A 23772-nucleotide genomic window follows, 5' to 3' on the forward strand; every position below is an offset into this window, starting at 1 on the left:
TGTTTTATCTAATTGTTAACCTATCGGCAATTAACTGAGAAGTAGTCGTCCCCGCTCTTTACTTCTAACTCAGGAAAATGTGTTATCAGACGGTTATAGCCTTCTTTAGATCGGATTTTGAGAGCAAATGAAGCTCGAAGATGTTGCGATTCAATGTGAGCTCCATTGCGAGTAAAAAAGTTTATAAATGCTTTATTTTTCTTATTTTCATAGGTCATTGGATCACCGGAATGAATAGAAAGTTCTGAATAATTTTGGATAAAGAAATAAAGAGGATCCAATTCATTTTTATTATCATAAGCAACGCCACCCAGCCTAGTGTTTAATATAGCGAAGGGTTCAAAAACGCCTTCAGCTGCAAAACTATTCAATAAAATCTGCGCATCCTTTAACTGCTCGAAATTTAATGAATTAAGCCACAAAGTTAATCCTTTTAATCCTGCGAATCCTCCTAACAATTCCGAATGACTACTTAACGGTTTCAAACCAACATTACTTAATCTAGCTATAATTTCTTGCTCATTTAAGCTAGTTGCTTGGAGGTAATCTCGAGCAATAATAACTGCTAATATAGATTTTGTTTCAGGTAACAAAGCAGGTAAATCTAAGGTTTCTAAATCGAGTTCTTGCAATGAGGTGTTTTGATTACCAATTGCTTGATTAATTATCTTACTCGCTGCAGTAAATTGACTTTTTATTAACGGTAGGTTTTGTAAAGCTTGTTTATTTTTGCAGTGCTTAAACTCAGGTGAAGATTTGATCTTTGCAATAAAAGGCTGATCTTTAAATGTTTCAATTTCATTGGGTGTTAATTCACGGCTTGTAAGCCAATCCGTCGTTGATTGACACTTTTTGAGGTCCAGTTGTTGTTCGTCAGTTAATACGGATTCTTTTATATTCAGTTGCAATATAGGGTTCGGTTTCTCTATATCATCGATTAAAACGATTTTAATAACGATCCCTTCGTTATTTAATTTCTCAACCCCCTTATTGACCTTTTCGTTACTAAACCAAGGGTGTGTGATTTTTTGATAAAAAACCTGCTTCTCTAATAACCCTAAAAGAGTTAAGAACAATTTATGCTCTGTTGGATTAGTAATTTCATAATCTTCACCACCTATAATAGTGAGAAAATTCAATGCTAATTTATTATCGAAGCTTACATCTGATAACTTTAAATCAGGGTAACGCTGCAAAAGCATAATAGCGGATTGTAGCTGCTGTTTAGTCAACAACAGATTTAAAATTGAATTTAAAGGAGAAAGTTGATTATTGTTAAGTACATCATATGGAATTTCTGAAAAAGTCCGTTCAATTTCGTTAAAAATTTCAACGGCAGAGGTATTTGTTGAGCTGACCTTTTTGTAAATCGTATCTGTGGGCAAGTTTTTCCAAAGTATATCCAAAAGGTCAGTGTAATCAACAACAGTTGTTATATTTAAGTCCGGTGCGTTAACGTAATCGTATTGAGCGATTAATCTTTCACTATTCGGTATTGATTGTAAAATCGGAAGCAACTTTTCAACTGACTTTGCTAATGCCGCTTTATCGTACCAAGTTTTAGCCACTGACCAGTAACTCGAAAACCATATTGCCTCGGCGACCTGCTTTGCTGTATACCCGTTTTTAAATGCTTGTGAAGCTTTTAGCTCAATATCACGTTCATTATTATCTCGTAACTGATACTGCTTATAATTTAGCTCTTTGCATTGCTCCTCATTCGGGGTATCAGTAGGAAATGGCTGTTTAACATAAATATTTTTGGCGTTTGTGTTATTCCCGAAATTAACTTTTGGCTTTTTAATATCAACATTGGCTTCTGTTGGTGTAAGCAGGGTTGAATTATGACGCTTACTGGATAATATACTGAAAACTGTAACTAAGCTGATCAAAACAACGCTAATGATTACAACTATTTTTTTCATCCTTGAATTTTCCTATTTAGCCTATTACAAACTACATGTTCTCATTTTCAAGTTAGTTTGATTAAGCTCGCAAACTAATGTTAAACGAGCTTATAAGGTTTTGTTAAAACTTACACTGCGGATTTTTACCTTGTGCTTTAGCTGCTTTTTGCTCACTAAGCGCTTTACCCATTTGCGATTGTAAATTTGCAATACGGCTCGTTGGTGCTGGGTGAGTTGATAAAAACTCTGGCGTTGCCCCACTGCCCGCTTGACTCATATTTTGCCAAAGCGTAACAGACTCTTTAGGGTTGAAACCTGCTTGCGCCATTAAATCTAAACCAATAACGTCAGCTTCTGTCTCATGTGAACGACTAAACGGTAAAACCACACCATATTGAGCGCCAAGACCAAGCCCTTGCATAATTTCATTGCGATATTGCACGTTACCCATTTCAAGCGCCGCACTGCCGACTTTCATTCCGGTTTGTAAAATAGAGCTTTGTGAAACACGTTCATTTGAGTGCTCTGCAATCACATGACCGACTTCATGACCTAAAACAGTTGCAAGCTGATCTTGATTTGTAGCAATTTTTAATAATCCAGTGTGCACGCCAATATAACCACCTGGCAATGCAAAAGCGTTTGCAGATTCATCTTCAAAGACCACCACTTCCCAATTTTGAGATGCATAATCTGTAGGAAGCACGGCTACTACTTTGTCAGCAATACAATTGACGTAACTGTTAACTTTTGGGTCTTTATTTACCGGCTGCGTTTTTTTCATTTGGGCAAAACTCGCAGTGCCCATTTGACTCATTTGTTGATCTGAGTAAAGCGCAATCTGTGTGCGTCCAGTTGGTGATGTTTTACAACCTACTAATACTGCACTGGCAAGTACTGCCAAAACCAATTTCTTCATTATAATGCCCTAAAAAAGTTTGTTACTGAGTATAGAATACCAAACGCAGTGTTAGTTTAAAATCTTTGCTTTTTGCGATTAAACAATTAAGTTAGCAGGCAAACTAAGTTTATCCAACGCCATTGCCCTGCTATACTGCCCAACCTATATTCGTTGTTTTGAGTTTTTAAATGAGCGCTTCGGCTTCTTCTTTTAATACCCGTATTTTATTGCCTTTATTAGCCAGTATTGTAGCAATCACGCCTTTAGCCATCGATATGTACTTACCGGCTATGCTGGTAATTGCCAACGATCTCAATACTAGCATGCCAAATGTTCAAATCTCGTTGAGTATCTATTTAGCAGGTTATGCATTGGGCATGTTATTTTTTGGCCCCATAGCCGATCAAATTGGCAGGCGTAAACTGGCACGAATAGGGCTCAGTTTATTTGGCTTGAGTTCACTCGCTTTAGCATTTACCACTGAAGTGCATACTTTTTGGCTGTTAAGAGCAGTACAGGCATTTACAGGGGCGGCAGCTACGGTTGTCGTTCCAGGGATTATTAGACACATATATCAAAAAAATACTGCTAAGGGTATGTCGTACGTGTCTATGATTATGATGATAGCGCCTTTACTTGCCCCCTCTATCGGCTCAGTTATTTTAGGCTTTTCGCTTTGGTCGACTATTTTTATTGTTTTAGCGGCTTATAGCTTTGTAATTTTACTTTTTGTGCAGCGTTATTTAATCGATATCCCGATATTTAAAAATGATCGAAAAGGGTTATCGCTATTCTTTTCGAGTTACAAAGTGGTATTAAGCAACCCGCACGCCCGCGCTGATATTTTAAGCTCGATGTTTGTGTCGTTTGGCTTTTTTTGCTTTTTAACCTCGGTTCCATATATTTACCTCGACTTATTTAAAGTATCGGAACAATTGTTTGGTCTGCTATTCGCTTTTAATGTAATGGCGCTGATGTTTGGTAACCTTTTAAATACTCGCGTAGTGCCACGTATTGGCTCACGAAAAATGCTTTATTACGGGCTAATGTGTGGTTTTATCTCTGGCACAGCATTACTCAGCTTTAGTGTGTTGCATTTATCGCTTTACTTTATTGTTGCGGCTATTGCCCCGTTAATGATGAGCTTAGGCATAATAGCAAGTAATGCAGATTCATTAATTTTGATGAAGTTTGAACAAAATACCGGAACTGCTACGGCGGTTATCGGCACCTTGCGTTTTGGTAGTGGCGCATTAGTAGGCCCTATATTAGCGGTAATGCATGCACAAAGTGCGGTTCCATTTTCTAGTTTAATGTTTAGTGCGGTGGTACTGACAATACTGGTGCAGTTAATACATTATTTTAAAGACAAAAAAAATGCCTCATAATGAGGCATTTTTAAATTGTATACTTAATTAAGCGTCAGCGGCTTTAGATACCATAACCATTGCAGGGCGTAATAAACGACCGTTTAATGTGTAGCCTTTTTGCATTACTGCTAAAACAGTATTTGGTGTTACATCGTTGCTTGGTTGGATTGACATTGCTTGATGAAAGTCTGGGTTAAACTGCTCACCTTGAGGGTTTACAATTTCAACACCAAATTTAGCTACCGCGTCGTTAAAGCTTTTCACTGTCATATCAATGCCTTCAAGTAAAGGCTTAAGCGTTTCATTTTCTTTATCAGAAAACTCAATAGCACGCTCTAAGTTATCTATAACAGGGAGTAATTCATTAGCAAACTTTTCTAGTGCAAATTTGTGTGCTTTTTCTACATCTTGTGCAGCGCGACGACGCATATTGTCCACATCTGCAGCAGCGCGAACTACGCTATCTTTTTGATCTGCAATAGTTTGCTTTGCAGTTTCAAGCTCGGCATATAACATAGCAATTTCTGCTTCAGGGCTTTGCTCTTGCTCAGCATGTTGTTCTGCTGCTTCAACTGCCGCCTCAACGTCAGCTTCCATTTGCGTCACTTCTTCGTTCAGTTCTACTTCTTGCTCTGGGTTTTGTGTCTGCTCAGACATAAAATATACGCTCCAATTCTTTACAACTGCGGTAATTATGGGGATTGAATAAAAAGATTCAAGAGCTCAATGGCTCTAATAATTTAAATTCTTGGATTATTTTCTCTAATTGCGCTGATTTTGGACAAATAACACAAAAGCGACTCTGATATTCTTGATTTTGAAAATACGGCACACTAATCACAATGAGTTCATCGCAGCTACTGAACGGTAAGTTTTCAGTATTGAGAATAGAGACCCCATTTTTAAAAGCGAGTTTATCTTCAACAAAATTTAAAAATGATACACCAATATTAAGGCTTTGCTCACAATCTATTTTTTTATAAAGGTAGTTTTCGCCAACAACGATACTGTTATCTGAGCCTAATTTTTGGCTTAGCTCACGGGTCCATTGAGTTAAAGAGTCATGACAATTACGCGGAGCCGTATTGGCCATTGCCTGCATTCGGTAGAGGCCTTCAATTAAAGATTGTTGACTAAAAACCGTATTGAGCCAAGTAGCAAATTCATAGCGTTGGCTATCGCTAGGGTCATTAGGCTTATTAATACAAATATTGTGGCTCTGCCCTGCTCTATCTAAGAGTAAAATAAGCCAGTTGTTTGCATCAAAGTCGAGCACTTCTACCCTAAATACCTGCTGTGTTCTAACCTGCGGTAGCCCCACACAACAGCATACTTGGTAACGTTGACTCAAGCCATGCGCTAGCTCAACCAATTGTGCCTGCTCAGGTTGCCAATAATTAGCAATATCATTGAGCGTAAAAAACTCATCAAACCAATAGTCAAACCCATCATTGGTTGGCACTCGGCCAGCCGATGTATGTGGTGAATACAACAAGCCTATTTTTTCGAGGCGCGCCATCGCGTTACGCACAGTGGCAGAGCATACCGCCATACCTTTTTGCTTTGCAATTTTTGTTGACGGCACAGGTAAGCCATCGCCATTACAGTACATACTCATAACAGCGGCAAATATTTGCTGATCTCGTGGGTTTAGTTTCATGTTATCTACATCTTTATGCATAGCTGTTATATCGGGGCTAAGTATTATTATTTCAAGTATAAAAATACAATAAATCTAAATTTTACAGTGAATTAATTAAATCCGCTGTTTATTACTAAGATCTGTGTTTTCAAACACTTCTGTTTTAGGTTACTCTACAAATATTAGAACTCTCAGTGTATTTATTATGGACTCTCCCTTTAACACTATCGGCTTGATTGGTAAGCCAAATCACCCTAATGCTGCCGCTACTTTACAACGATTACATACGTTTTTATTAGCTTTAGGCTTTGAGGTGATTGTTGAAAAACGTACAGGGAGTCAACTTAGTGATGTACCGAGCGACAAACTCGTAAAGCTCGTTGATTTAGGAGAGCGTGCCGACTTGGCGATTGTGGTTGGAGGCGATGGCAACATGCTGGGTGCTGCACGGGTGCTTGCTCGCTTTGATATAGCCGTAATTGGTGTAAATAGAGGTAATTTAGGCTTTTTAACTGATTTGAATCCAGAAGGGTTTGAGGGTAGTTTAGAACAGGTACTCAGCGGCGATTACATTGAAGAAAAACGTTTTTTATTAGAAGTTGAAGTGTATCGTCATAACGAACTTAAAAGCGCTAATTCTGCAGTAAACGAAGCAGTGCTTCATGCTGATAAAGTAGCACATATGATTGAGTTTGAAGCCTTTATAAACGATGACTTTGTATTTTCTCAACGCTCCGATGGTTTGATTGTGTCGACTCCAACAGGCTCAACGGCATATTCTTTATCGGGCGGTGGGCCTATTTTAACACCAGAGCTTAATGCAATGTCACTGGTTCCGATGTTTCCACATACTTTATCAAGTCGCCCTTTAGTGGTGGATGCTGATAATGAAGTGCGTTTAAAGCTTAGTTTAGAAAATACTGATAGCTTACAAGTAAGCTGTGACAGCCATGTTGTACTCGCCGTATTACCGGGTGATGAGGTAGTTATACGTAAAGCTGACAAAAAATTACGCTTAATCCACCCAAAAAATTATTCTTATTATAATGTGCTACGTAAAAAGCTAAATTGGGGTAGCCGGTTATACTAATTTTATTGCCAAACATGCAACTTTAGCGCAAAATATCGGGCTAGAATTTTTAAATATCATCAGGAAAAAGTAGTAATGACTTATGTAGTATTTCTTGCTTTATTATTATTAATTACTTTACTTGGCAGTTACTTGCTAATTGAGAGTAATCGAAAAAAAACCATTGAAGCAAAGAAAAAACTGTTTAACGAGCGCGTAGCAAGTACTCAATCACGTTTAAAAATAAAACTAAACGAGTTACTAGATGCAAATGTCATCAGTGCTAAACACCTTCCTCGAATTCAAGCAGTTGTAAGTAACTTTTTCGTGGTACAGCCTCACACCGATGAAAATTTAGTTAAGTTGGAATCGTTATGTGACCAACTTATTAACATACTTAACGAAGAGCTTATAAAAACCTATAAAAGTAATAATAGCCAAGCATTTGCCGACAGCACTCAATATTTTATAGCAGAGTTGCCAGCTCAAGGTATTTTATACAATAAAAATTTTTACCAAGAAGTCCTTCCTACGTTAATCTTAAAGTTGAAAACTGAAGACAACATACAACCAGTTGATAATATTGATCTTAACGATGAAACCCTCCCTATTGATGAAGAAAAAAAAACACTAATTGAGCCCAGCCTTGTTTAAAATATAGAAATTTAATTTGCAATAAACCAAAACACTGTATAAATTAACAGTTAATTCACTGGATGGATGAACAGTATGTTAATTGGTTTAGAAATTAAAAATTTTGCAATTGTAAGTAATTTAAGCACTGAATGGCATTCGGGCATGACCGCTATTACCGGTGAAACGGGGGCGGGTAAATCAATCGCTATTGATGCGTTATCATTGTGCCTTGGAGAACGAGCAGAGGCATCAGCTGTGCGCCCAGGCACTGATAAAGCCGAGGTAAGTGCGCAATTTGATTTAAGCAATTTGCCACACGCTCATGCATTTCTAGAAGAGAACATGCTTAATAATGACGATAACGAATGTCTACTTCGTCGAGTTGTTTGCAAGAATGGCCGCAGCAAAAGCTACATTAATGGTAGCCCTGTCACCGCTGCACAGCTAAAAGAGCTAGGCCAATATTTAATTTCTATACACGGTCAACATGCACACCAGCATCTATTAAAAGCAGAGCATCAATTACAGCTACTGGATGCTTACGCCGGGCACCAAAATCTAGTTAATGCTGTAAGCCAGCGTTATAAACGTTATGCTGATTTACAAAAAGAATTTAAACAACTAGAACACCAACAACAACAACAAGCTGCGCAAAAACAATTATTAGAATATCAAGTGGCTGAGCTTGATGAATTTGCGTTGCAAGCTGGTGAGTTTGAACAAATAGAAGCAGAGCATTATAAGCTCAGTAACAGCCAAACTATTTTGCAATCTTGTCAGCGCGAGCTACAACATTTATACGAAAGTGATGAGCAAAATGCGTGCTCTCTTTTACAACACAGCGCACAACAATTTAATGAACTTGCACATTATGATGAAACCCTGGCCAATGTAGCAGCATTACTGACAGAAGCAGCGGTTCAAGTTGAAGAAGCAAGCAGAGAAATACGCAATTATACTGAACAAGCTGACTTAGATCCTACTCGCTTAACGGAAGTAGAAAACAGACTCAGCGGCGCTATGGATTTAGCAAGAAAACACCATATAAAGCCACAAGAGCTCGTTGAGTTTCATCAAAATGTAACACAAGAACTAGACTCTATAAGCAGTAATAGTTCGCGCCTCGAACAGCTTGAAAGTGAAATTGCAGCAGCCCTTGAAGATTATCAAACGGCTAGTGAGGAATTAAGTGCTAGTCGTCATCAATACGCCAACACGCTAAATGGCTTGATCAGCGAAAGTATGGCTAACTTATCTATGGAAAATGGCGTATTTGAAATAGCTCTTACAGCACATACCGATCGCTCTCCTAATAGTTTAGGTTTTGATAATGTATCGTTTTTAGTATCAACAAACCCAGGGCAACCATTACAACCTCTAGCAAAAATAGCCTCTGGTGGTGAATTATCACGCATTAGTTTGGCTATTCAAGTTATTATTGCCCAAAAAGTAACGACTCCAACACTTATATTTGATGAAGTAGATGTCGGTATTTCTGGCCCTACAGCTGCTGCCGTTGGTAAACTGCTGCGCCAATTAGGTAAATCGACACAAGTAATTTGTGTAACCCATTTACCGCAAGTGGCCAGTAGCGCTCATCAGCAATTTTTTGTTGCCAAAGAAATTGCAGACGGTGAAACGTTTACTCATATGCTGGCATTAAATAAAGATGGCAGGGTTAATGAAATTGCGCGTTTGCTGGGTGGTGACAACATTAGCAAAACAGCTAAAGCAAATGCGAAAGAGCTTATAAAAGCGCACGGATAAAATTATACATTTATAGTGCGTTACCTTGATACGGTGAGGATACCTTGATGCAAACAACGGTCATTTATTTTGGCTTAGCAATTAACTGGCTACTATTGATAGTTAGTGTACTTTTAGCAATGTTTAGCAAGTTTAAACACACACAATTTAAACAAGGATTATATCGTTTTTTAAATGTGGCATTAATTGTACATATTGTTATTGCTGTTATGTTAGTTTTTAGCAGCACAGCTATTAGTGGCTTAATAACACTTAGTTTGTTGGTTATTGGCCTACAGCTTGTTTGTAACGTTATCTGCTATAAAAGTGTGAAACGTCGACAAGCCAGAGTGAAACCGAGCCTTGATCACTTCTCGATGGATTAACTAACATAGCGTTTAAAAATGCCCGCAACCTGTGTATTGTGGGCATTTTTATTTGTAAAACTGAGGGAATAAAAAAGCAAACCCGAAGGTTTGCTTTTGACTCCATTCTAACAAAAGAATTATTTAAACTTTTAAATAATCCATAATGCCTTCTGCAGCATTACGCCCCTCAAATATAGCAGTAACCACTAAGTCTGAGCCACGAACAATATCGCCTCCAGCAAATATTTTAGGATTAGTGGTTTGATGTGTAAATTCACCTTGCTCAGGTGCATTAATACCGCCCCAGTGGTTAATTTCTACATCGTACTGTTCCAACCAGTCCATTTTATGAGGCTTAAAGCCAAATGCCATAATCACTTGTGTAGCTTCAATAATGTGCTCTGATCCGGGGACTTCTTCAGCACGACGACGGCCATTTTCATCTGCCTCACCAAGCTGAGTTTTTACCATTTTAACGCCTGCAACTGCGCCTTTATCATCAAGGACAATACCTTTAGGCTGAACGTTATAAGTAAAAATTACGCCCTCTTCTTTGGCATTCTTTACTTCGCGTTTTGAACCAGGCATGTTCTCTTCATCACGACGATAAGCACACGTTACTTTTAACGCGTTATGGCGAATGGAGGTACGCACACAGTCCATTGCTGTATCACCACCACCTAGTACCACTACTTTTTGGTTTGCCATATCAATGCAAGCTTGTTTAGACTCATCGTAACCCATAACACGATTAGTGTTACCAATTAAGAATGGCAGGGCATCATGCACCCCCGGTGCATCTTCGTTCTCAAGCCCTGCACGCATACTTTGATAAGTCCCCACTCCCAAAAATACAGCGTCATACTCATTAAGAATTTCATCCATGCTAATGTCTTTACCTACTTCGACATTAAGTTTAAATTCAACACCCATTTCGGTAAATATTTCGCGACGTTTTTGCATGACTTCTTTTTCTAATTTAAAAGAAGGAATACCAAAGGTTAACAGCCCACCAATTTCAGGGTGACGGTCAAATACCACAGGCTTTACGCCATTACGTACTAGAATATCAGCACAGCCTAACCCTGCTGGCCCAGCACCAATAATAGCCACTTTTTTATCAGTCCATGTCACATAAGACATGTCTGGCTTCCAGCCCATTTTGAACGCGGTATCGGTGATGTATTTTTCAATATTACCGATTGTTACCGCTCCAAATTCTTCATCTAATGTACATGAGCCTTCGCATAAGCGGTCTTGTGGGCATACTCTTCCACACACCTCTGGCAAACTGTTAGTACGGTGCGAAAGCTCAGCGGCCTCTAAAATGCGCCCTGTACGGATCAGTTTTAACCATTGTGGAATATAGTTATGTACTGGACATTTCCACTCACAATAAGGGTTACCGCAATCAAGGCAGCGATCTGCCTGTGAATTAACTTGGTTTTCTGAAAAGGGTTCATAAATTTCTACGAACGATTTTTTACGCGACGAGATTGGTTTCTTGCGTGGGTCTACACGCTGCACGTCTATAAATTGATATACATTTTCGCTCATACTGCCCCCTTATTGCGCTTGAACACGTAGTTCGGCGCTACTGCGAGCGCGATGCCCGAGTAAACTTTTTACGTCACTTGATTTAGGTTTTACTAATTTGAACATCGGTAAATAAAGTTCAAAGTTAGCTAAAATAGTTTCTGCTCTGCATGAGCCTGTTAGCTCTAAATGGTCAGCAATTAAGCCGCGTAAATGCTCTTGATGTGAACTCAAATCATCTAAAGTAACCACTTCAACCAACTCTGGGTTAATGCGTTTCTCAAAATCACCTCGTTCATCTAAAATATAAGCAAAACCACCGGTCATACCTGCACCAAAGTTAACTCCTACATTACCAAGTACACATACCACGCCACCGGTCATATATTCACAACCATTATCACCAACACCTTCAACAACAGCTTGCACACCCGAATTACGCACAGCAAAACGCTCACCAGCACATCCGGCTGCAAACAATTTACCGCCAGTGGCACCATATAAACAGGTATTACCTACGATGGTTGCTTTGTGACTTTCAAATGACGACCCCAGTGGTGGGCGAACGACTAGCTTACCGCCCGCCATCCCTTTACCAACGTAATCGTTAGCATCACCAACTAGAGTCATTTCAAGGCCGCCAGCATTCCATACCCCGAATGACTGGCCCGCTGTACCATGAAGTTCAATCACCACTGGATCTGCTGCCATACCTTGATTACCGTGCTTATCAGCAATATAACCAGAAAGCATTGCGCCAACCGATCTATCGGTATTACATATACGACTCACTAATGAAATGCCGCTTGAATTATCAATTGCCTCTTTTGCCTTGCCTAGCAAGCTCTCATTTAATTCACCTAAATAGTGCGAGCTATTTGGTGCACTGCAAAACAGTGTTTCACCCGTTGGGTTGTTCGGCTGAGCGATAACCGCTGATAAATCTATTTTTTGCTGTTTGGCTGTTTTGCCTTCAATGGCTTCGAGTAAATCTAAGCGACCAATCAAATCGGTTAGGTTTGCAACACCTAAACTTGCCATAATTTCACGCGCTTCTTGAGCTATAAACTTAAAGTAGTTCATCGCCATTTCTGGTAAGCCGTGATAATGCTTTTGGCGCAGTGTATCGTCTTGGGTTGCCACACCAGTAGCACAGTTATTTAAGTGACAAATTCGTAAGTATTTACAGCCTAACGCCACCATGGGTCCGGTACCAAAGCCAAAACTTTCAGCGCCTAAAATGGCTGCTTTGATGATATCAAGCCCGGTTTTTAACCCCCCATCTGTTTGCAGGCGAATACGATGACGAAGGCCATTTTCGACAAGTGCTTGTTGCGTTTCTGCAAGGCCAAGCTCCCATGGGCTGCCAGCATATTTAACCGAGGTTAAGGGACTTGCACCTGTGCCACCATCGTAGCCTGAGATAGTAATTAGATCGGCATACGCTTTTGCAACACCGGTTGCAATTGTTCCTACGCCCGGTTCAGATACCAGTTTTACTGAAATCAGTGCATTCGGGTTTACTTGCTTTAAATCAAAAATAAGCTGGGCTAAATCTTCAATAGAGTAAATATCATGATGCGGTGGCGGTGAAATTAGTGTCACGCCTGGTACCGAGTAACGAAGCTTGGCAATATAGGGCGTTACTTTTTCACCTGGTAACTGCCCGCCTTCGCCCGGCTTAGCGCCTTGAGCCACTTTTATTTGAATGACATCCGCACTGCGTAAATAATGAGGTGTTACACCAAATCGACCTGAGGCCACTTGTTTAATCCGTGAATTTTTTTCTGTACCGTAACGAAGTTTATCTTCGCCACCTTCGCCAGAATTTGAGCAACCACCTAAACGGTTCATAGCAATGGCTAGTGCTTCATGCGCCTCTGGTGATAATGCACCAATACTCATCGCTGCAGAATCAAAACGTTTATAAAGCTCAGCGGCAGGCTCTACCTCATCAATGCTTATACCCTTTTCTGGCAGTTTTAAAGCCAACATATCGCGCAAAGTCGCGACTGGACGGTGATTAACTAGCTTTGCGTATTCGCTGTAATCACTGTACTGACCGCTTCGTACTGCTTTTTGTAACGTTTGAATCACATCAGGGTTGTAAGCATGATACTCGCCGCCGTGAACGTATTTGAATAAACCGCCATGGCTTAATAATTTACGTTTACTAAGCGCCAGTTTATGCAAGCTTTGCTGATCGTCATCGAAGTCGCTAAAACACGCCCCTTTTATGCGACTTGCAACGCCCTTAAAACACATCTCAACAATCGCGTCAGATAGACCAACCGCTTCAAACAACATCGAACAACGATATGAAGCCACGGTGCTAATACCCATTTTCGACATGATTTTGTACAAGCCTTTATTGATTGCTTGACGATAAGCCAGTGTCACTTCGCAGTATGACTTATTAATTACCTTGCTATCGCTCATGGCCACAAGTGACTCATACGCTAAATACGGGTAGATTGCGGTTGCACCAAAGCCAAGTAGAACCGCAAATTGATGCGCGTCACGAACGCTGCCGGTTTCAATAATGATGTTAGACTCACAGCGTAAGTTATTATCTACCAAGCGTTTTTGTACCGCACCCACCGCCATAGCAGCAGGAATAGGTAATTGATTGTCATCAAAGTTACGATCCGTTAATACCAGCATAATGCAGCCTGATGCTGCTTTTTCTTGCGCTTCATCACAAACACGCTTAACGGCGTTTTCAAGTCCTTCTTCTACGGTGTAAGTAATGTCAATTTTACAGTAACTGTAGTGTGCTTCATCGGCATTGAGTAGCTGCTGCATGTCAGCATACATTAAAATAGGTGTATCAAATTGCAGGCGTTTAGCATGCCCTGTCGTTTCATTAAATACGTTTTGTTCACTGCCAATACACGTTGCCAACGACATTACATGGTTTTCACGTAACGGATCAATTGGCGGATTAGTCACTTGGGCAAACTTCTGGCGGAAATAATCGTAAAGTGAACGATGCCCTTCGCTTAGGACGGCAAACGGCGTATCGTCACCCATTGAACCGGTAGCTTCTTGACCATTTTCACCCATAACACGAATAACACTGTCTAGCTCTTCATTAGTATAGCCAAACATCTTTTGGTATTTGGCTAGAGTTGCATCATCGAATGAGCGATTACCTGCATCTTGCTCAGTCAGTGCTTCAAAAGGTGTTAAGCGCTTAACGTTTTCTTCTAACCACGATTTATAAGGGTGGCGTGATTTTAAATCTTGGTCAATTTCATCTGAATGCCAAATTTTTCCGAGTTTGGTATCAATAACGAGTAGCTCGCCTGGGCCAACACGTCCTTTTTCTACCACCTCATCAGCGGTGTAATCCCAAATCCCCACCTCAGAAGCTAAAGTAATAAAGCCATCTTGAGTAATAATATAACGCGCAGGGCGCAGACCATTACGGTCTAGGTTACAGGCTGCAAAGCGCCCATCAGACATAACGATGCCTGCAGGGCCATCCCACGGTTCCATATGCATAGAGTTAAAATCATAGAACGCACGTAAGTCGTCATCCATAGCTCGATTTTTTTGCCATGCTGGCGGCACTAGCATGCGCATCGCACGGAATAAATCCATACCACCAGCTAAAAATAGCTCCAACATATTATCGAGGCTAGATGAGTCAGACCCTGTCTCATTAACAAAAGGCGCTGCGCTTTGTAAATCAGGAATAAGTGGCGAAGCAAATTTATAAGAACGGGCACGTGCCCATTGGCGGTTACCTTCAATAGTATTAATTTCACCATTGTGCGCTAAATAACGAAATGGTTGCGCTAAAGGCCAGCGAGGCTGTGTGTTTGTAGAGAAGCGTTGATGAAAAACACAAATAGCACTAGTCATGCGAATATCCGCAAGATCAAGATAAAAATTAGGCAAGTCAGCAGGCATCATTAAGCCTTTATATATTGTGACTAGCCCAGATAAGCTCGCAATATAAAATGATTCATCGTCCATTAGACGCTTTTCTGCACGACGACGTGCAACATACAAGCGGCGTTCTAAATCTTTAGAACGCCAACCTTCTGGCGCACTAATAAAAATTTGTTCAAAACCTGGCAATTGTTTTAGAGCAATAGGTCCTAACATTGATGGATCAGTTGGAACCACACGCCAGCCCAAAATATTTAGCGTTTCTTTTTCTAGTTCTTCGCTTAAAACATCTTTGGCTGCTTGTGCTAGTACCGGATCAGCATTGAGGAAGATCATCCCAACGGCGTAATTTTTACCTAAATGCCAATTATTCTCGGCAGCAATAGCCCGAAAGAAGCTGTCTGGTTTTTGTAATAACAAGCCACAACCATCACCCGTTTTACCATCAGCAGAAATACCACCGCGGTGCTGCATGCGATCTAAACCGGTGATCGCCGTACGAATGAGTCGGTGACTCGCTTGGTTATTAACTTGGGCTATTAAGCCAAAGCCACAATTATCTTTTTCTAGTTTTGAGTCATATAACATGGACCCCTCCCCTTGCTGCGCTGTTAACGTGGATGAACGGCTCGACGATTTGCTAACAGACGAACAAAATTAGCGTTATTCCACCCTTGAGTCAATATTTTTATGAATACATATTCATTATATTGAATATATTTCAACTTAATTAAAAATCATAAAATAATGCCACCCATTAACATTTGCATAGATATCGGATCGAAAAATAGATTGAAACCGGTGTTATTTTTAAAAACTTGTAAACAAAAAGCATATGCGACTAGCAGTTTACGTAAACGTAAGGCGAGCCAAAAATGAATAACTATTCATTAGGGGCTATTTCCTCTTTTGTGCTGTATTAGTAATTCATCTGAACACGACATTTAATTACAGCGGCTTCTATTAGCGCATAGTTTATTCAATAGATTTAAACGCTCCCCTCATGTTATGCATTAATTAACAACTTGCTTTGCTTTACCTTGAGGTAACCTCATCCAATAGACAAATCAAAAAAGTGCCCGCAGCGGACACTTTTTATGTCCGCGGACATGTAAAACAAAAAGGGTAAAGTTAAAAACCGAATAAATTCAATAAGATAAAAAATGGCATGCTATTCGAATACAGCATAACTATATAAATTTTGAGGATGTTCGAATGTTTACTATTGGCTTATTTTTAATTTCACCAATTATTCTGTTTATTGCCTCGCTAATGATTACTGTGTTTGAAAAACACTAAGAGAATGAATAATGATTAAAGACACTAGCGGGCAAGACACGCAAATCTCACGACCTATAAATTTTAAAAAATACATCAGGCTGTTTATATTTATTGTGGGCCTAGTTGCTCTATGTGTATATGCACTATTAAATGCTGATCAAGAAGGTACTATCTCGGTTGATAGAGTAAGCCTACAAATAGCCACGGTGGTGCGCCAATCGCTAATACGCGATGTTGCAGCCAGCGGTAAAATTGTCGCCGCCAGAGCACCAAAAGTTTACAGCCCTGAACGAGGCTTTGTTTCATTGAAGGTTAATGCTGGTGACTCAGTAAAACTGCATGATGTAATAGCCATGGTTGATAGTCCTGAGCTCACAAACGAATTAAAGCAGCAACAGTCTGTTTTAGCTCGTCTTGAGGGCGAGCTACAACGTAAACACCTTGAGGCACGCCGCCAATCATTAAGCTTAAATAAATCACTTGATCTAGCACAAGTAGAGTTAAACGCTGCCGATAGAGAGAATCGCAGAGCGGCCTTATCAATGCAAAAAAATGTGATCAGTCAAATTGATCACGAAAAAGCCATTGATGAGCTTGCCCGTGCAAAACTCTCTTATAAACATGCAGAGCAAGAAGTTGAATTGTCCAAAGATACACTTGCTTTTGAACTACAGGCCGCTAAACGAGATGTCACTCGTCAACAACTGATTGTCGATGATCTACTTCGTAAAGTTAATAACTTAACAATTAAAGCCACTGTGTCAGGGATTGTAGGTAACTTACTAGTTCAACAAAGAGAAGCGGTAACACAAAGCCAACCATTAATGACTTTAGTTGATTTGAGTAATTTTGAAGCAGAGCTACAAGTCCCTGAAAGTTATGCAAATGAGCTTGGTTTAGGTATGGACGTAGAGATAACAATGGGCGCTAGCAAAGTGATGGGCGCCCTCTCTGCCATTTCACCAGAAGTAAATAATAGAGAAGTCACAACGCGTGTACGTTTTGACAAAGACATGACGGGTATCAGACAAAACCAACGATTAACAGCACGTATTTTATTAGAAAATCGTGACGATGTTTTACAAGTTAAGCGTGGGGCATTTTTACAACAAGGCGGTACACAGGTTTATAAAATTACCGGTGATACAGCTCAGCTCATTGATATTTCAATTGGTGCAACCAGCATTAATGCGGTTGAGTTAATCTCAGGGGTTCAAGCTGGCGATGAATTGATTATCTCAAGCTATAACAGTTTCAAACACACACACACATTATTACTTCGCTAACAATCGCGTAGAACCAAAGAACAAAAGGAAAAAGCATGTTAAAGATGAATAATATAAGTAAAGTATATCAAACAGAAATGGTTCAAACCCATGCATTACGTGATTTTAATCTACACGTTGATGAAGGCGAATTTATTGCTGTTACAGGCCCTAGCGGATCAGGAAAAACGACCTTTTTAAATATAGCTGGAATGTTAGAACCCTTCTCTGCAGGTGAATATTTACTTGATGGAATTGATGTAGGTAAGTTAAACGATAACCAGCGCGCAGATTGTCGAAATCAAAAAATAGGCTTTATCTTCCAAGGGTTCAATTTAATACCTGACTTAAACTTATATGAAAATATTGAAGTACCGCTACGTTATAGAGGTATTAAAGCCGCAGAGCGTAAACGTCGCATTGAAAAATGTTTAGAACAAGTTGGTCTTGCCTCTCGGGCAAAACATTTGCCACAGCAACTCTCTGGCGGACAGCAACAACGAGTAGCCATAGCACGCGCGCTTGCTGGCGAGCCACGATTTTTACTTGCCGATGAACCAACCGGTAATCTCGACAGCCTTATGGCTCGTCAAGTAATGGAGCTGCTTGAACAAATCAATCGCGATGGCGCAACCATTGTCATGGTCACCCATGATGCAGAACTTGCTCGGCGTGCCCCTCGAAACATTCAAGTTGTCGACGGTCAACTTGCCGATTTCACCCTATACCAAGGTGCACAAAACCTTAAAAATGTTGCTGGAGCCTAAGTCATGCTACTACATTACCTCGACTTAAGTTGGCGTAGCTTCAAGCGCACACCTTTAGTAAGCTTTTTAATGGTACTGGCGATTGCCATTGGTATTGGCATCACTATGACGAGTTTAAGCGTTTATCACATGATGTCGGCAGACCCTATCCCACATAAGAGCAGCCAATTGTTTAATGTACAGCTGCAAACCATGGATGAAGGCCATACTTGGTGGACGGGTGACGATATTCCTATGCAACTGACCTATCAAGATGCAGTTAGTTTGCACAATGCTCCAATCCCAGATAAAAAAGTAGCCATGATGCGCACTGGCTTCTCGGTGTATTTAGACTCAGATAAAGTTAAGCCGTTTACTGGTGAAGCACGCATGACCACACCCGATTTTTTTAGCATGTTTGATGTGCCATTTATTTATGGCGGTGTGTGGAGTGTACAACAAGAGCAATCTGCAGCCCCTGTTTTGGTGATTTCAAAAGAGCTGAACGATAAGTTGTTTGCGGGTGAAAACTCCATCGGAAAACTAGTCTATTTGGATGACGATAGCTACCAAATTGTCGGTGTTATTGATGACTGGCCCCTCAACCTTAAATATTACGATTTAAATAACGGCGCTTTTGATAAAATAGCAGACCTATTTTTACCCTTTAGTTTAATTAAAGCAAAAGAGCTCACCAGCTGGGGCAATAGCAATGGCTGGAAACATGAAAATATAAATACCTATGCCGATAGATTGCAATCGGAAATAGTGTGGATCCAATTTTGGGCTCAGCTTGATACACCAGAGCAAAAAACCGCTTACGGTGATTACCTCACCTCTTACATTGAAGAGCAAAAAAAACGTGGCCGCTTCACGCGAGAGAAACCTGAATATAGCCTACGTGATGTAAACCAATGGATGGAATACAACAATGTCGTTAGTGAAGATAACAAAATACTGGTTAGTTTAAGCTTTATGTTTTTAGCGGTGTGTTTAGCTAATATTTTAGGATTATTACTAGCAAAGTTTTTACGCCGTGCTCCAGAAGTCGGCGTGCGTCGAGCACTCGGGGCAAGTAAGCGACAAGTCTTTCTACAGCATTTAGTAGAAGTAGCCATGCTTGGTTTTATCGGCGGGTTGCTCGGTATTGTACTTGCACAAATTGGCCTTCTCGGGGTAAGGCAAAGTTACGAATATTACAAAAACATAGCCACGATGGATTTAGCCATGTTATTAAGTGCCCCAGTTATCGCAATAACTACTTGCATTATTGCTGGGCTTTACCCTGCTTGGCTAGTGTGTAAAACCAACCCTGCCATTTACTTAAAGAGCCAATAAGGAGCTAATCATGTTAGAAATAAAACCAATATTTCATGCCCTTTGCCGCTCAAAGGTAGGCGCAATATTACTTTTAATTCAAATTGCAATTACGACAGCCATTGTCAGCAATGCGGCGTTTATCATTCAAGATAGAATCGCTTTTTTAAACCAAGAAACCGGCTATCCAGAGCAAGACTTGTTTAAGTTCAATGTGATGACCTTTGGGAAAGACGTTGATGCTAGCCAGCAGTTTGAACTAGATGAAGCCATGTTAAGAGCCCTACCAGGGGTTGAGAGTGCAGCGCAAAGTAGCAGTATTCCGTTATCTGGTAGTGGCAGCGCTTCCGGCTTTAATTTAAAACCTGCACCACAAGAAAGCAAAAATGTGCGCACTGCTTACTTTTTTATTGATGAGCACGGCCTAGACACATATGGCGTAAAATTAATTGCTGGGCGTAATTTTACTGAGGCTGAAGTACTCATTACAAATTCACCAACAGATAGAACAACCAATGTCACAGTCGTTACCGGGGCGTTAGCCAATGAGCTTTTCCCTAAGGGAGATGGCCTAGGAAAAACCATTTATTTTGGTGACTTACCCCTACAAATTATTGGGATCACAGCGCCAATGAAAGGCCCTTGGCTAAAAGATAGTCACCCCAATAATGTCGCGCTGATTCCGTATATTCAAGGCAAAACTTACGCACAATTTGCTGTAAGAACAAAGCCAGGACAACGCGCAGCTGTAATGAAACAAATCGAAAATGCGATGCTAAATAATTATAGCAAGCGGGTGATCAACAATATTAAAGGTCTTGATGAACTTAAAGATCAATATATGGCTGCAGATAAACTTATGATGCGTATGTTAATTGTCCTCATAACCATACTGGTATTAGTAACCGCACTGGGCATTTTTGGTTTGACGCTATTTAATATAAACAAACGTACCAAGCAAATTGGAACCCGTCGTGCTTTAGGCGCTCGTAAATCTGCAATTGTTAATTATTTTTTAGTTGAAAATGCGCTGATTTGCATTGCTGGCTTATTTTTAGGTGCTATTTCAGCACTTTTACTCGGTCAGTTATTAATGCAACATTTTTCAATAGCGGCATTACCATCAAGTTATATTGCTGTCACGGCAGTCATGGTGTTTACAATGAGTCTTTTGGCTGTATTTGGCCCAGCTAAACGCGCGGCAAATATTTCGCCGAGTATAGCAACCCGAACCATATAGCACAGCTCCCAACCTATGCTACACTGGCTAAACGCGGTGTAGCATTTTCAATATTTAAATAATAATAAACAGCGATTAAATTAACATGGAAAAAATACTTATCGTTGATGATAATCCTGCAATTTTAGATGCTTTGTCATTATTGCTAGAGATTCACGACTATAAAGTGGTTACTGCAAATAGCCCATTTGAAGCTATTCAAATTGTGCAATACCAGCGTATTGCACTTGTACTTCAAGATATGAACTTTAGTAACGACACAACTTCAGGAGAAGAGGGAAAGTTACTCTTTTATCAACTCAGAGAGCTAAATCCCTATCTGCCCATTATTCTGATCACTGCATGGACCGAGCTTGAAACAGCCGTTGAACTTGTCAAAGCCGGTGCGGCTGATTATTTACCAAAACCATGGGATGATGCCAAACTTCTTACCTGTGTTAATAACCTAATTGAACTAGGAAAGACCAAAAAACAAAATCAAACCTTATTGCGCCACCAGCAAGAGCGGGATGCATCTATAGAAAATGCTAATTTAGTAGGTTTAATTTATCGCAGTACGGCCATGGAGCAATTAGTTAAAATGGCATTACAAGTCGCCAAATCTGATGTCTCTGTATTAATAACAGGCCCAAATGGCAGTGGTAAAGAGCGCATAGCACAAATTATTCAAGCAAACTCACCTCGCCAAAATGCTGCGTTTATTACGGTCAATGCAGGTGCCCTTCCCCATCAACTAATAGAAGCAGAATTATTTGGTGCAGAAGCAGGTGCTTTTACAGGGATCACAAAACAAAGGATTGGTCGATTTGAAGCGGCTGATGGTGGCACATTATTTTTAGATGAAATAGGTAATCTCCCTTTATCAGGACAAATGAAGCTCCTACGGATTTTACAAACGGGAGAATTCGAGCGCTTAGGTTCAACCCAGACCCGAAAAGTTAATGTCCGTGTAATATCAGCGACCAATGAAAACCTAACAGATGCAATCAGCAAAGGGCTGTTTAGAGAAGACTTATACTACCGCTTAAATGTAATTGAACTTAACCTGCCAAGTCTTAATCAGCGACCGGATGACATACTTCCTCTTATTCATCATTTTTTAGTAGAACGTGAGCTGGACTTACAATGCGAAAACCTACTTTTAGCCCATTCATGGCCCGGTAATGTTCGTGAACTTGAAAATGCATGTAAACGTGTCAGTGTGCTCAAACCCAGCGGTGAGATAAGCATCGACGACTTTGGTTTAACTCCTATTACGCCTCAAACACACACTCAAAAAGTAGAGCCTAACAAACAACAAATTGAGGATGCCATGCGTTTACATAAAGGGGTGATTGCCAAAGTAGCACGTGAGTTTGGACTCAGCCGACAAGCACTCTACCGTCGTCTTGATAAGTTTGAGATTGCCTACTGATGAAAAAATCAAGATACCGCTTCTCTTTAACTTCTAAAGTGATTTTAGTATGTGTATTTTCCTCTGTGATCCCTGTTTTTATCTGTTGTTGGCTGCTGGGTGTTGACGCTATAAAAACAACAGTAAGTGTTATTTTCACAGCCACTCTAAGTAGCTTATTGGCTCATCGACTCAGCGGTAAACTGGTCCAAGGTATTACTTCATTAGAAACTGGCTTATTAAATTTTAAAGATGGGGAACTATCGACTTTACTGGCCTATAACCATAATGATGAATTAGGTCATTTGTGTCAGCTTTACAATCAAACTGCAAAGCAATTAAGACAAGAAAAGCAATGGGTTTACCAACGAGAGTTGATGCTTGATAAGGTATTACAAAACGCTCCTCAAGCTGTATTATTGGTAAATGACAATGATTTTATTGTTTATAGTAACCATAGTGCGAGAGATTTTTTTAATGCAAGTACAGCCCTTGAAGGCGAGAAAATCTCACCATTATTGTCTAAAGCCCCACAGCAAATAATTAATGCCGTTAATAAAGGCGTAGATGGTTTATTTATTCTCGATAAAGCAGAACAAGAACCGCAAACATGGCACCTTTCAATGGGTCGCTTATTGCTTAACAACCAACACCACAGGTTGTTTGTATTTAAACAATTGACCCGCGAATTGAGCCGCCAAGAAGTTGAAGTTTGGAAAAAGGTTATTAGGATCATTAGCCATGAACTCAATAACTCACTAGGTCCTATGTCATCCATGTTACATAGTGCACAGCTGTTAACGCAAAAAGTGGATGAACCTCGTTTACAACGCGTTTTCACTACCATTGAAGAGCGAATAAAGCATTTAAACGAGTTCGTTCAAGGCTATGGAAAGTTTGCTAAACTACCACCACCTAAAATAACAACGGTTGATTGGCATTCATTACTCGATCAATTACAAAGCCAATGGCAATTTAATTTCGACCTTCAAAAAGATATCATCACACGAGCCGACCAAACCCAAATAGAACAATTGCTCATTAACCTGTTGAAAAACGCACATGAATCAGAGTCGCTAGCAGAGCATATTAGTTTAAAAATAACACAAGATAACCTCGGCACTCATATTAATGTGAGCGATCAAGGAAAAGGCATGAGTGAAACGGTTATGGCCAGTGCTCTCATCCCTTTTTATTCTACCAAGGCAGCTGGAAGTGGATTAGGGTTGGCACTGTGTCGAGAAATTGTTGAAGCCCATCATGGGCAAATTAGCCTGCATAATCGTGAAATCGGCGGGATCAGTGTTTTTGTAAGTTTACCCTGAGAACTGCTTATTTAAGAATGAAAACTTGCCCAATTTAGGGGCGATTAAATCGAGCTCTGAAGTTTGCGGCTTTGTAAGCTACGAAAAAACGAGTAAAGCAGCCGACTTATTCTTTACTTTCATCGTATAA

17 protein-coding genes are annotated in these 23772 nt (G+C 40.1%); 11 read left to right on the forward strand and 6 right to left on the reverse strand.

Features of this window, described 5'->3' with window-relative positions:
* Positions 1–20 precede the first annotated feature (20 nt).
* Entirely contained in the window at positions 21–1925 is a 1905-nt protein-coding gene (locus CWB77_RS02800; RefSeq protein ID WP_138621268.1) for a hypothetical protein, read from the reverse strand.
* A gap of 103 nt (positions 1926–2028) precedes the next feature.
* Positions 2029–2826 (reverse strand): M48 family metallopeptidase, encoded by a 798-nt coding sequence (locus CWB77_RS02805; RefSeq protein WP_138621270.1) that lies wholly within the window; start codon positions 2824–2826, stop codon positions 2029–2031.
* A gap of 170 nt (positions 2827–2996) precedes the next feature.
* Between CWB77_RS02805 and CWB77_RS02810 the strand changes: the two genes are divergently transcribed.
* Positions 2997–4196 (forward strand): Bcr/CflA family efflux MFS transporter, encoded by a 1200-nt coding sequence (locus CWB77_RS02810; protein ID WP_138621272.1) that lies wholly within the window; start codon positions 2997–2999, stop codon positions 4194–4196.
* A gap of 27 nt (positions 4197–4223) precedes the next feature.
* Here CWB77_RS02810 and grpE read toward each other — a convergent pair whose 3' ends face one another.
* Both grpE and CWB77_RS02820 read right to left on the reverse strand, forming a co-directional pair.
* Positions 4224–4835 (reverse strand): nucleotide exchange factor GrpE, encoded by a 612-nt coding sequence (gene grpE, locus CWB77_RS02815; protein WP_008113139.1) that lies wholly within the window; start codon positions 4833–4835, stop codon positions 4224–4226.
* A 58-nt stretch (positions 4836–4893) separates the two neighbouring features.
* Positions 4894–5859, reverse strand: coding sequence for an HrcA family transcriptional regulator (locus tag CWB77_RS02820; protein ID WP_054201107.1), 966 nt, complete (start codon positions 5857–5859; stop codon positions 4894–4896).
* A 166-nt stretch (positions 5860–6025) separates the two neighbouring features.
* Between CWB77_RS02820 and nadK the strand changes: the two genes are divergently transcribed.
* The 4 genes from nadK (at position 6026) to CWB77_RS02840 (ending at position 9657) form a co-directional block, all read left to right on the forward strand.
* A complete protein-coding gene (gene nadK / locus CWB77_RS02825) occupies positions 6026–6910 on the forward strand; it encodes an NAD(+) kinase (protein ID WP_008464501.1) in 885 nt (294 codons plus the stop codon).
* A gap of 75 nt (positions 6911–6985) precedes the next feature.
* On the forward strand, positions 6986–7543 hold the full coding sequence (locus CWB77_RS02830) for a hypothetical protein (protein ID WP_138621274.1): 558 nt from the start codon (positions 6986–6988) through the stop codon (positions 7541–7543).
* 75 nt (positions 7544–7618) lie between these two features.
* The gene (recN, locus tag CWB77_RS02835; RefSeq protein WP_138621276.1) at positions 7619–9292 is read left to right on the forward strand and encodes a DNA repair protein RecN; all 1674 of its coding nucleotides are present in this window, start codon (positions 7619–7621) and stop codon (positions 9290–9292) included.
* 47 nt (positions 9293–9339) lie between these two features.
* Positions 9340–9657, forward strand: a complete 318-nt coding sequence (locus tag CWB77_RS02840; protein WP_138571373.1) for a hypothetical protein — start codon at positions 9340–9342, stop codon at positions 9655–9657.
* Between the two features lie 123 nt (positions 9658–9780).
* On the opposite strand, the gene CWB77_RS02845 is transcribed toward CWB77_RS02840, so the two are convergent.
* On the reverse strand, positions 9781–11196 hold the full coding sequence (locus tag CWB77_RS02845; RefSeq protein ID WP_013465171.1) for a glutamate synthase small subunit GltD family protein: 1416 nt from the start codon (positions 11194–11196) through the stop codon (positions 9781–9783).
* A 9-nt stretch (positions 11197–11205) separates the two neighbouring features.
* Entirely contained in the window at positions 11206–15663 is a 4458-nt protein-coding gene (gene gltB, locus CWB77_RS02850; protein ID WP_138621278.1) for a glutamate synthase large subunit, read from the reverse strand.
* A 722-nt stretch (positions 15664–16385) separates the two neighbouring features.
* Here gltB and CWB77_RS02855 point away from each other — a divergent pair.
* The 6 genes from CWB77_RS02855 to CWB77_RS02880 all read left to right on the forward strand — a co-directional run bounded on the left by CWB77_RS02855 (position 16386) and on the right by CWB77_RS02880 (position 23642).
* The gene (locus CWB77_RS02855) at positions 16386–17642 is read left to right on the forward strand and encodes an efflux RND transporter periplasmic adaptor subunit (protein ID WP_138621280.1); all 1257 of its coding nucleotides are present in this window, start codon (positions 16386–16388) and stop codon (positions 17640–17642) included.
* A gap of 35 nt (positions 17643–17677) precedes the next feature.
* Entirely contained in the window at positions 17678–18388 is a 711-nt protein-coding gene (locus CWB77_RS02860; RefSeq protein ID WP_013465175.1) for an ABC transporter ATP-binding protein, read from the forward strand.
* A gap of 3 nt (positions 18389–18391) precedes the next feature.
* Positions 18392–19705 (forward strand): ABC transporter permease, encoded by a 1314-nt coding sequence (locus CWB77_RS02865; RefSeq protein ID WP_138621282.1) that lies wholly within the window; start codon positions 18392–18394, stop codon positions 19703–19705.
* A gap of 10 nt (positions 19706–19715) precedes the next feature.
* Positions 19716–20924: an ABC transporter permease gene (locus tag CWB77_RS02870; protein ID WP_138621284.1), complete on the forward strand. Its 1209-nt coding sequence runs from the start codon at positions 19716–19718 to the stop codon at positions 20922–20924.
* Positions 20925–21009: 85 nt separating this feature from the next.
* Entirely contained in the window at positions 21010–22338 is a 1329-nt protein-coding gene (locus CWB77_RS02875) for a sigma-54-dependent transcriptional regulator (protein WP_138621286.1), read from the forward strand.
* On the forward strand, positions 22338–23642 hold the full coding sequence (locus CWB77_RS02880; protein WP_109874498.1) for a sensor histidine kinase: 1305 nt from the start codon (positions 22338–22340) through the stop codon (positions 23640–23642). Before CWB77_RS02875 ends, CWB77_RS02880 begins: the two co-directional genes overlap by 1 nt.
* Positions 23643–23772: the final 130 nt, after the last annotated feature.

Origin of the sequence: Pseudoalteromonas sp. S1610, assembly GCF_005887465.1 — a bacterium.
Lineage (GTDB): Bacteria > Pseudomonadota > Gammaproteobacteria > Enterobacterales > Alteromonadaceae > Pseudoalteromonas > Pseudoalteromonas undina.

Excerpts from the sequence above, each read along its gene's own strand:
- CWB77_RS02800 (WP_138621268.1), bottom strand. The coding sequence starts at position 1,925 with ATGAAAAAAATAGTTGTAATCATTAGCGTTGTTTTGATCAGCTTAGTT.
- CWB77_RS02805 (WP_138621270.1), bottom strand. The coding sequence starts at position 2,826 with ATGAAGAAATTGGTTTTGGCAGTACTTGCCAGTGCAGTATTAGTAGGT.
- CWB77_RS02810 (WP_138621272.1), top strand. The coding sequence starts at position 2,997 with ATGAGCGCTTCGGCTTCTTCTTTTAATACCCGTATTTTATTGCCTTTA.
- grpE (WP_008113139.1), bottom strand. The coding sequence starts at position 4,835 with ATGTCTGAGCAGACACAAAACCCAGAGCAAGAAGTAGAACTGAACGAA.
- CWB77_RS02820 (WP_054201107.1), bottom strand. The coding sequence starts at position 5,859 with ATGCATAAAGATGTAGATAACATGAAACTAAACCCACGAGATCAGCAA.
- nadK (WP_008464501.1), top strand. The coding sequence starts at position 6,026 with ATGGACTCTCCCTTTAACACTATCGGCTTGATTGGTAAGCCAAATCAC.
- CWB77_RS02830 (WP_138621274.1), top strand. The coding sequence starts at position 6,986 with ATGACTTATGTAGTATTTCTTGCTTTATTATTATTAATTACTTTACTT.
- recN (WP_138621276.1), top strand. The coding sequence starts at position 7,619 with ATGTTAATTGGTTTAGAAATTAAAAATTTTGCAATTGTAAGTAATTTA.
- CWB77_RS02840 (WP_138571373.1), top strand. The coding sequence starts at position 9,340 with ATGCAAACAACGGTCATTTATTTTGGCTTAGCAATTAACTGGCTACTA.
- CWB77_RS02845 (WP_013465171.1), bottom strand. The coding sequence starts at position 11,196 with ATGAGCGAAAATGTATATCAATTTATAGACGTGCAGCGTGTAGACCCA.
- gltB (WP_138621278.1), bottom strand. The coding sequence starts at position 15,663 with ATGTTATATGACTCAAAACTAGAAAAAGATAATTGTGGCTTTGGCTTA.
- CWB77_RS02855 (WP_138621280.1), top strand. The coding sequence starts at position 16,386 with ATGATTAAAGACACTAGCGGGCAAGACACGCAAATCTCACGACCTATA.
- CWB77_RS02860 (WP_013465175.1), top strand. The coding sequence starts at position 17,678 with ATGTTAAAGATGAATAATATAAGTAAAGTATATCAAACAGAAATGGTT.
- CWB77_RS02865 (WP_138621282.1), top strand. The coding sequence starts at position 18,392 with ATGCTACTACATTACCTCGACTTAAGTTGGCGTAGCTTCAAGCGCACA.
- CWB77_RS02870 (WP_138621284.1), top strand. The coding sequence starts at position 19,716 with ATGTTAGAAATAAAACCAATATTTCATGCCCTTTGCCGCTCAAAGGTA.
- CWB77_RS02875 (WP_138621286.1), top strand. The coding sequence starts at position 21,010 with ATGGAAAAAATACTTATCGTTGATGATAATCCTGCAATTTTAGATGCT.
- CWB77_RS02880 (WP_109874498.1), top strand. The coding sequence starts at position 22,338 with ATGAAAAAATCAAGATACCGCTTCTCTTTAACTTCTAAAGTGATTTTA.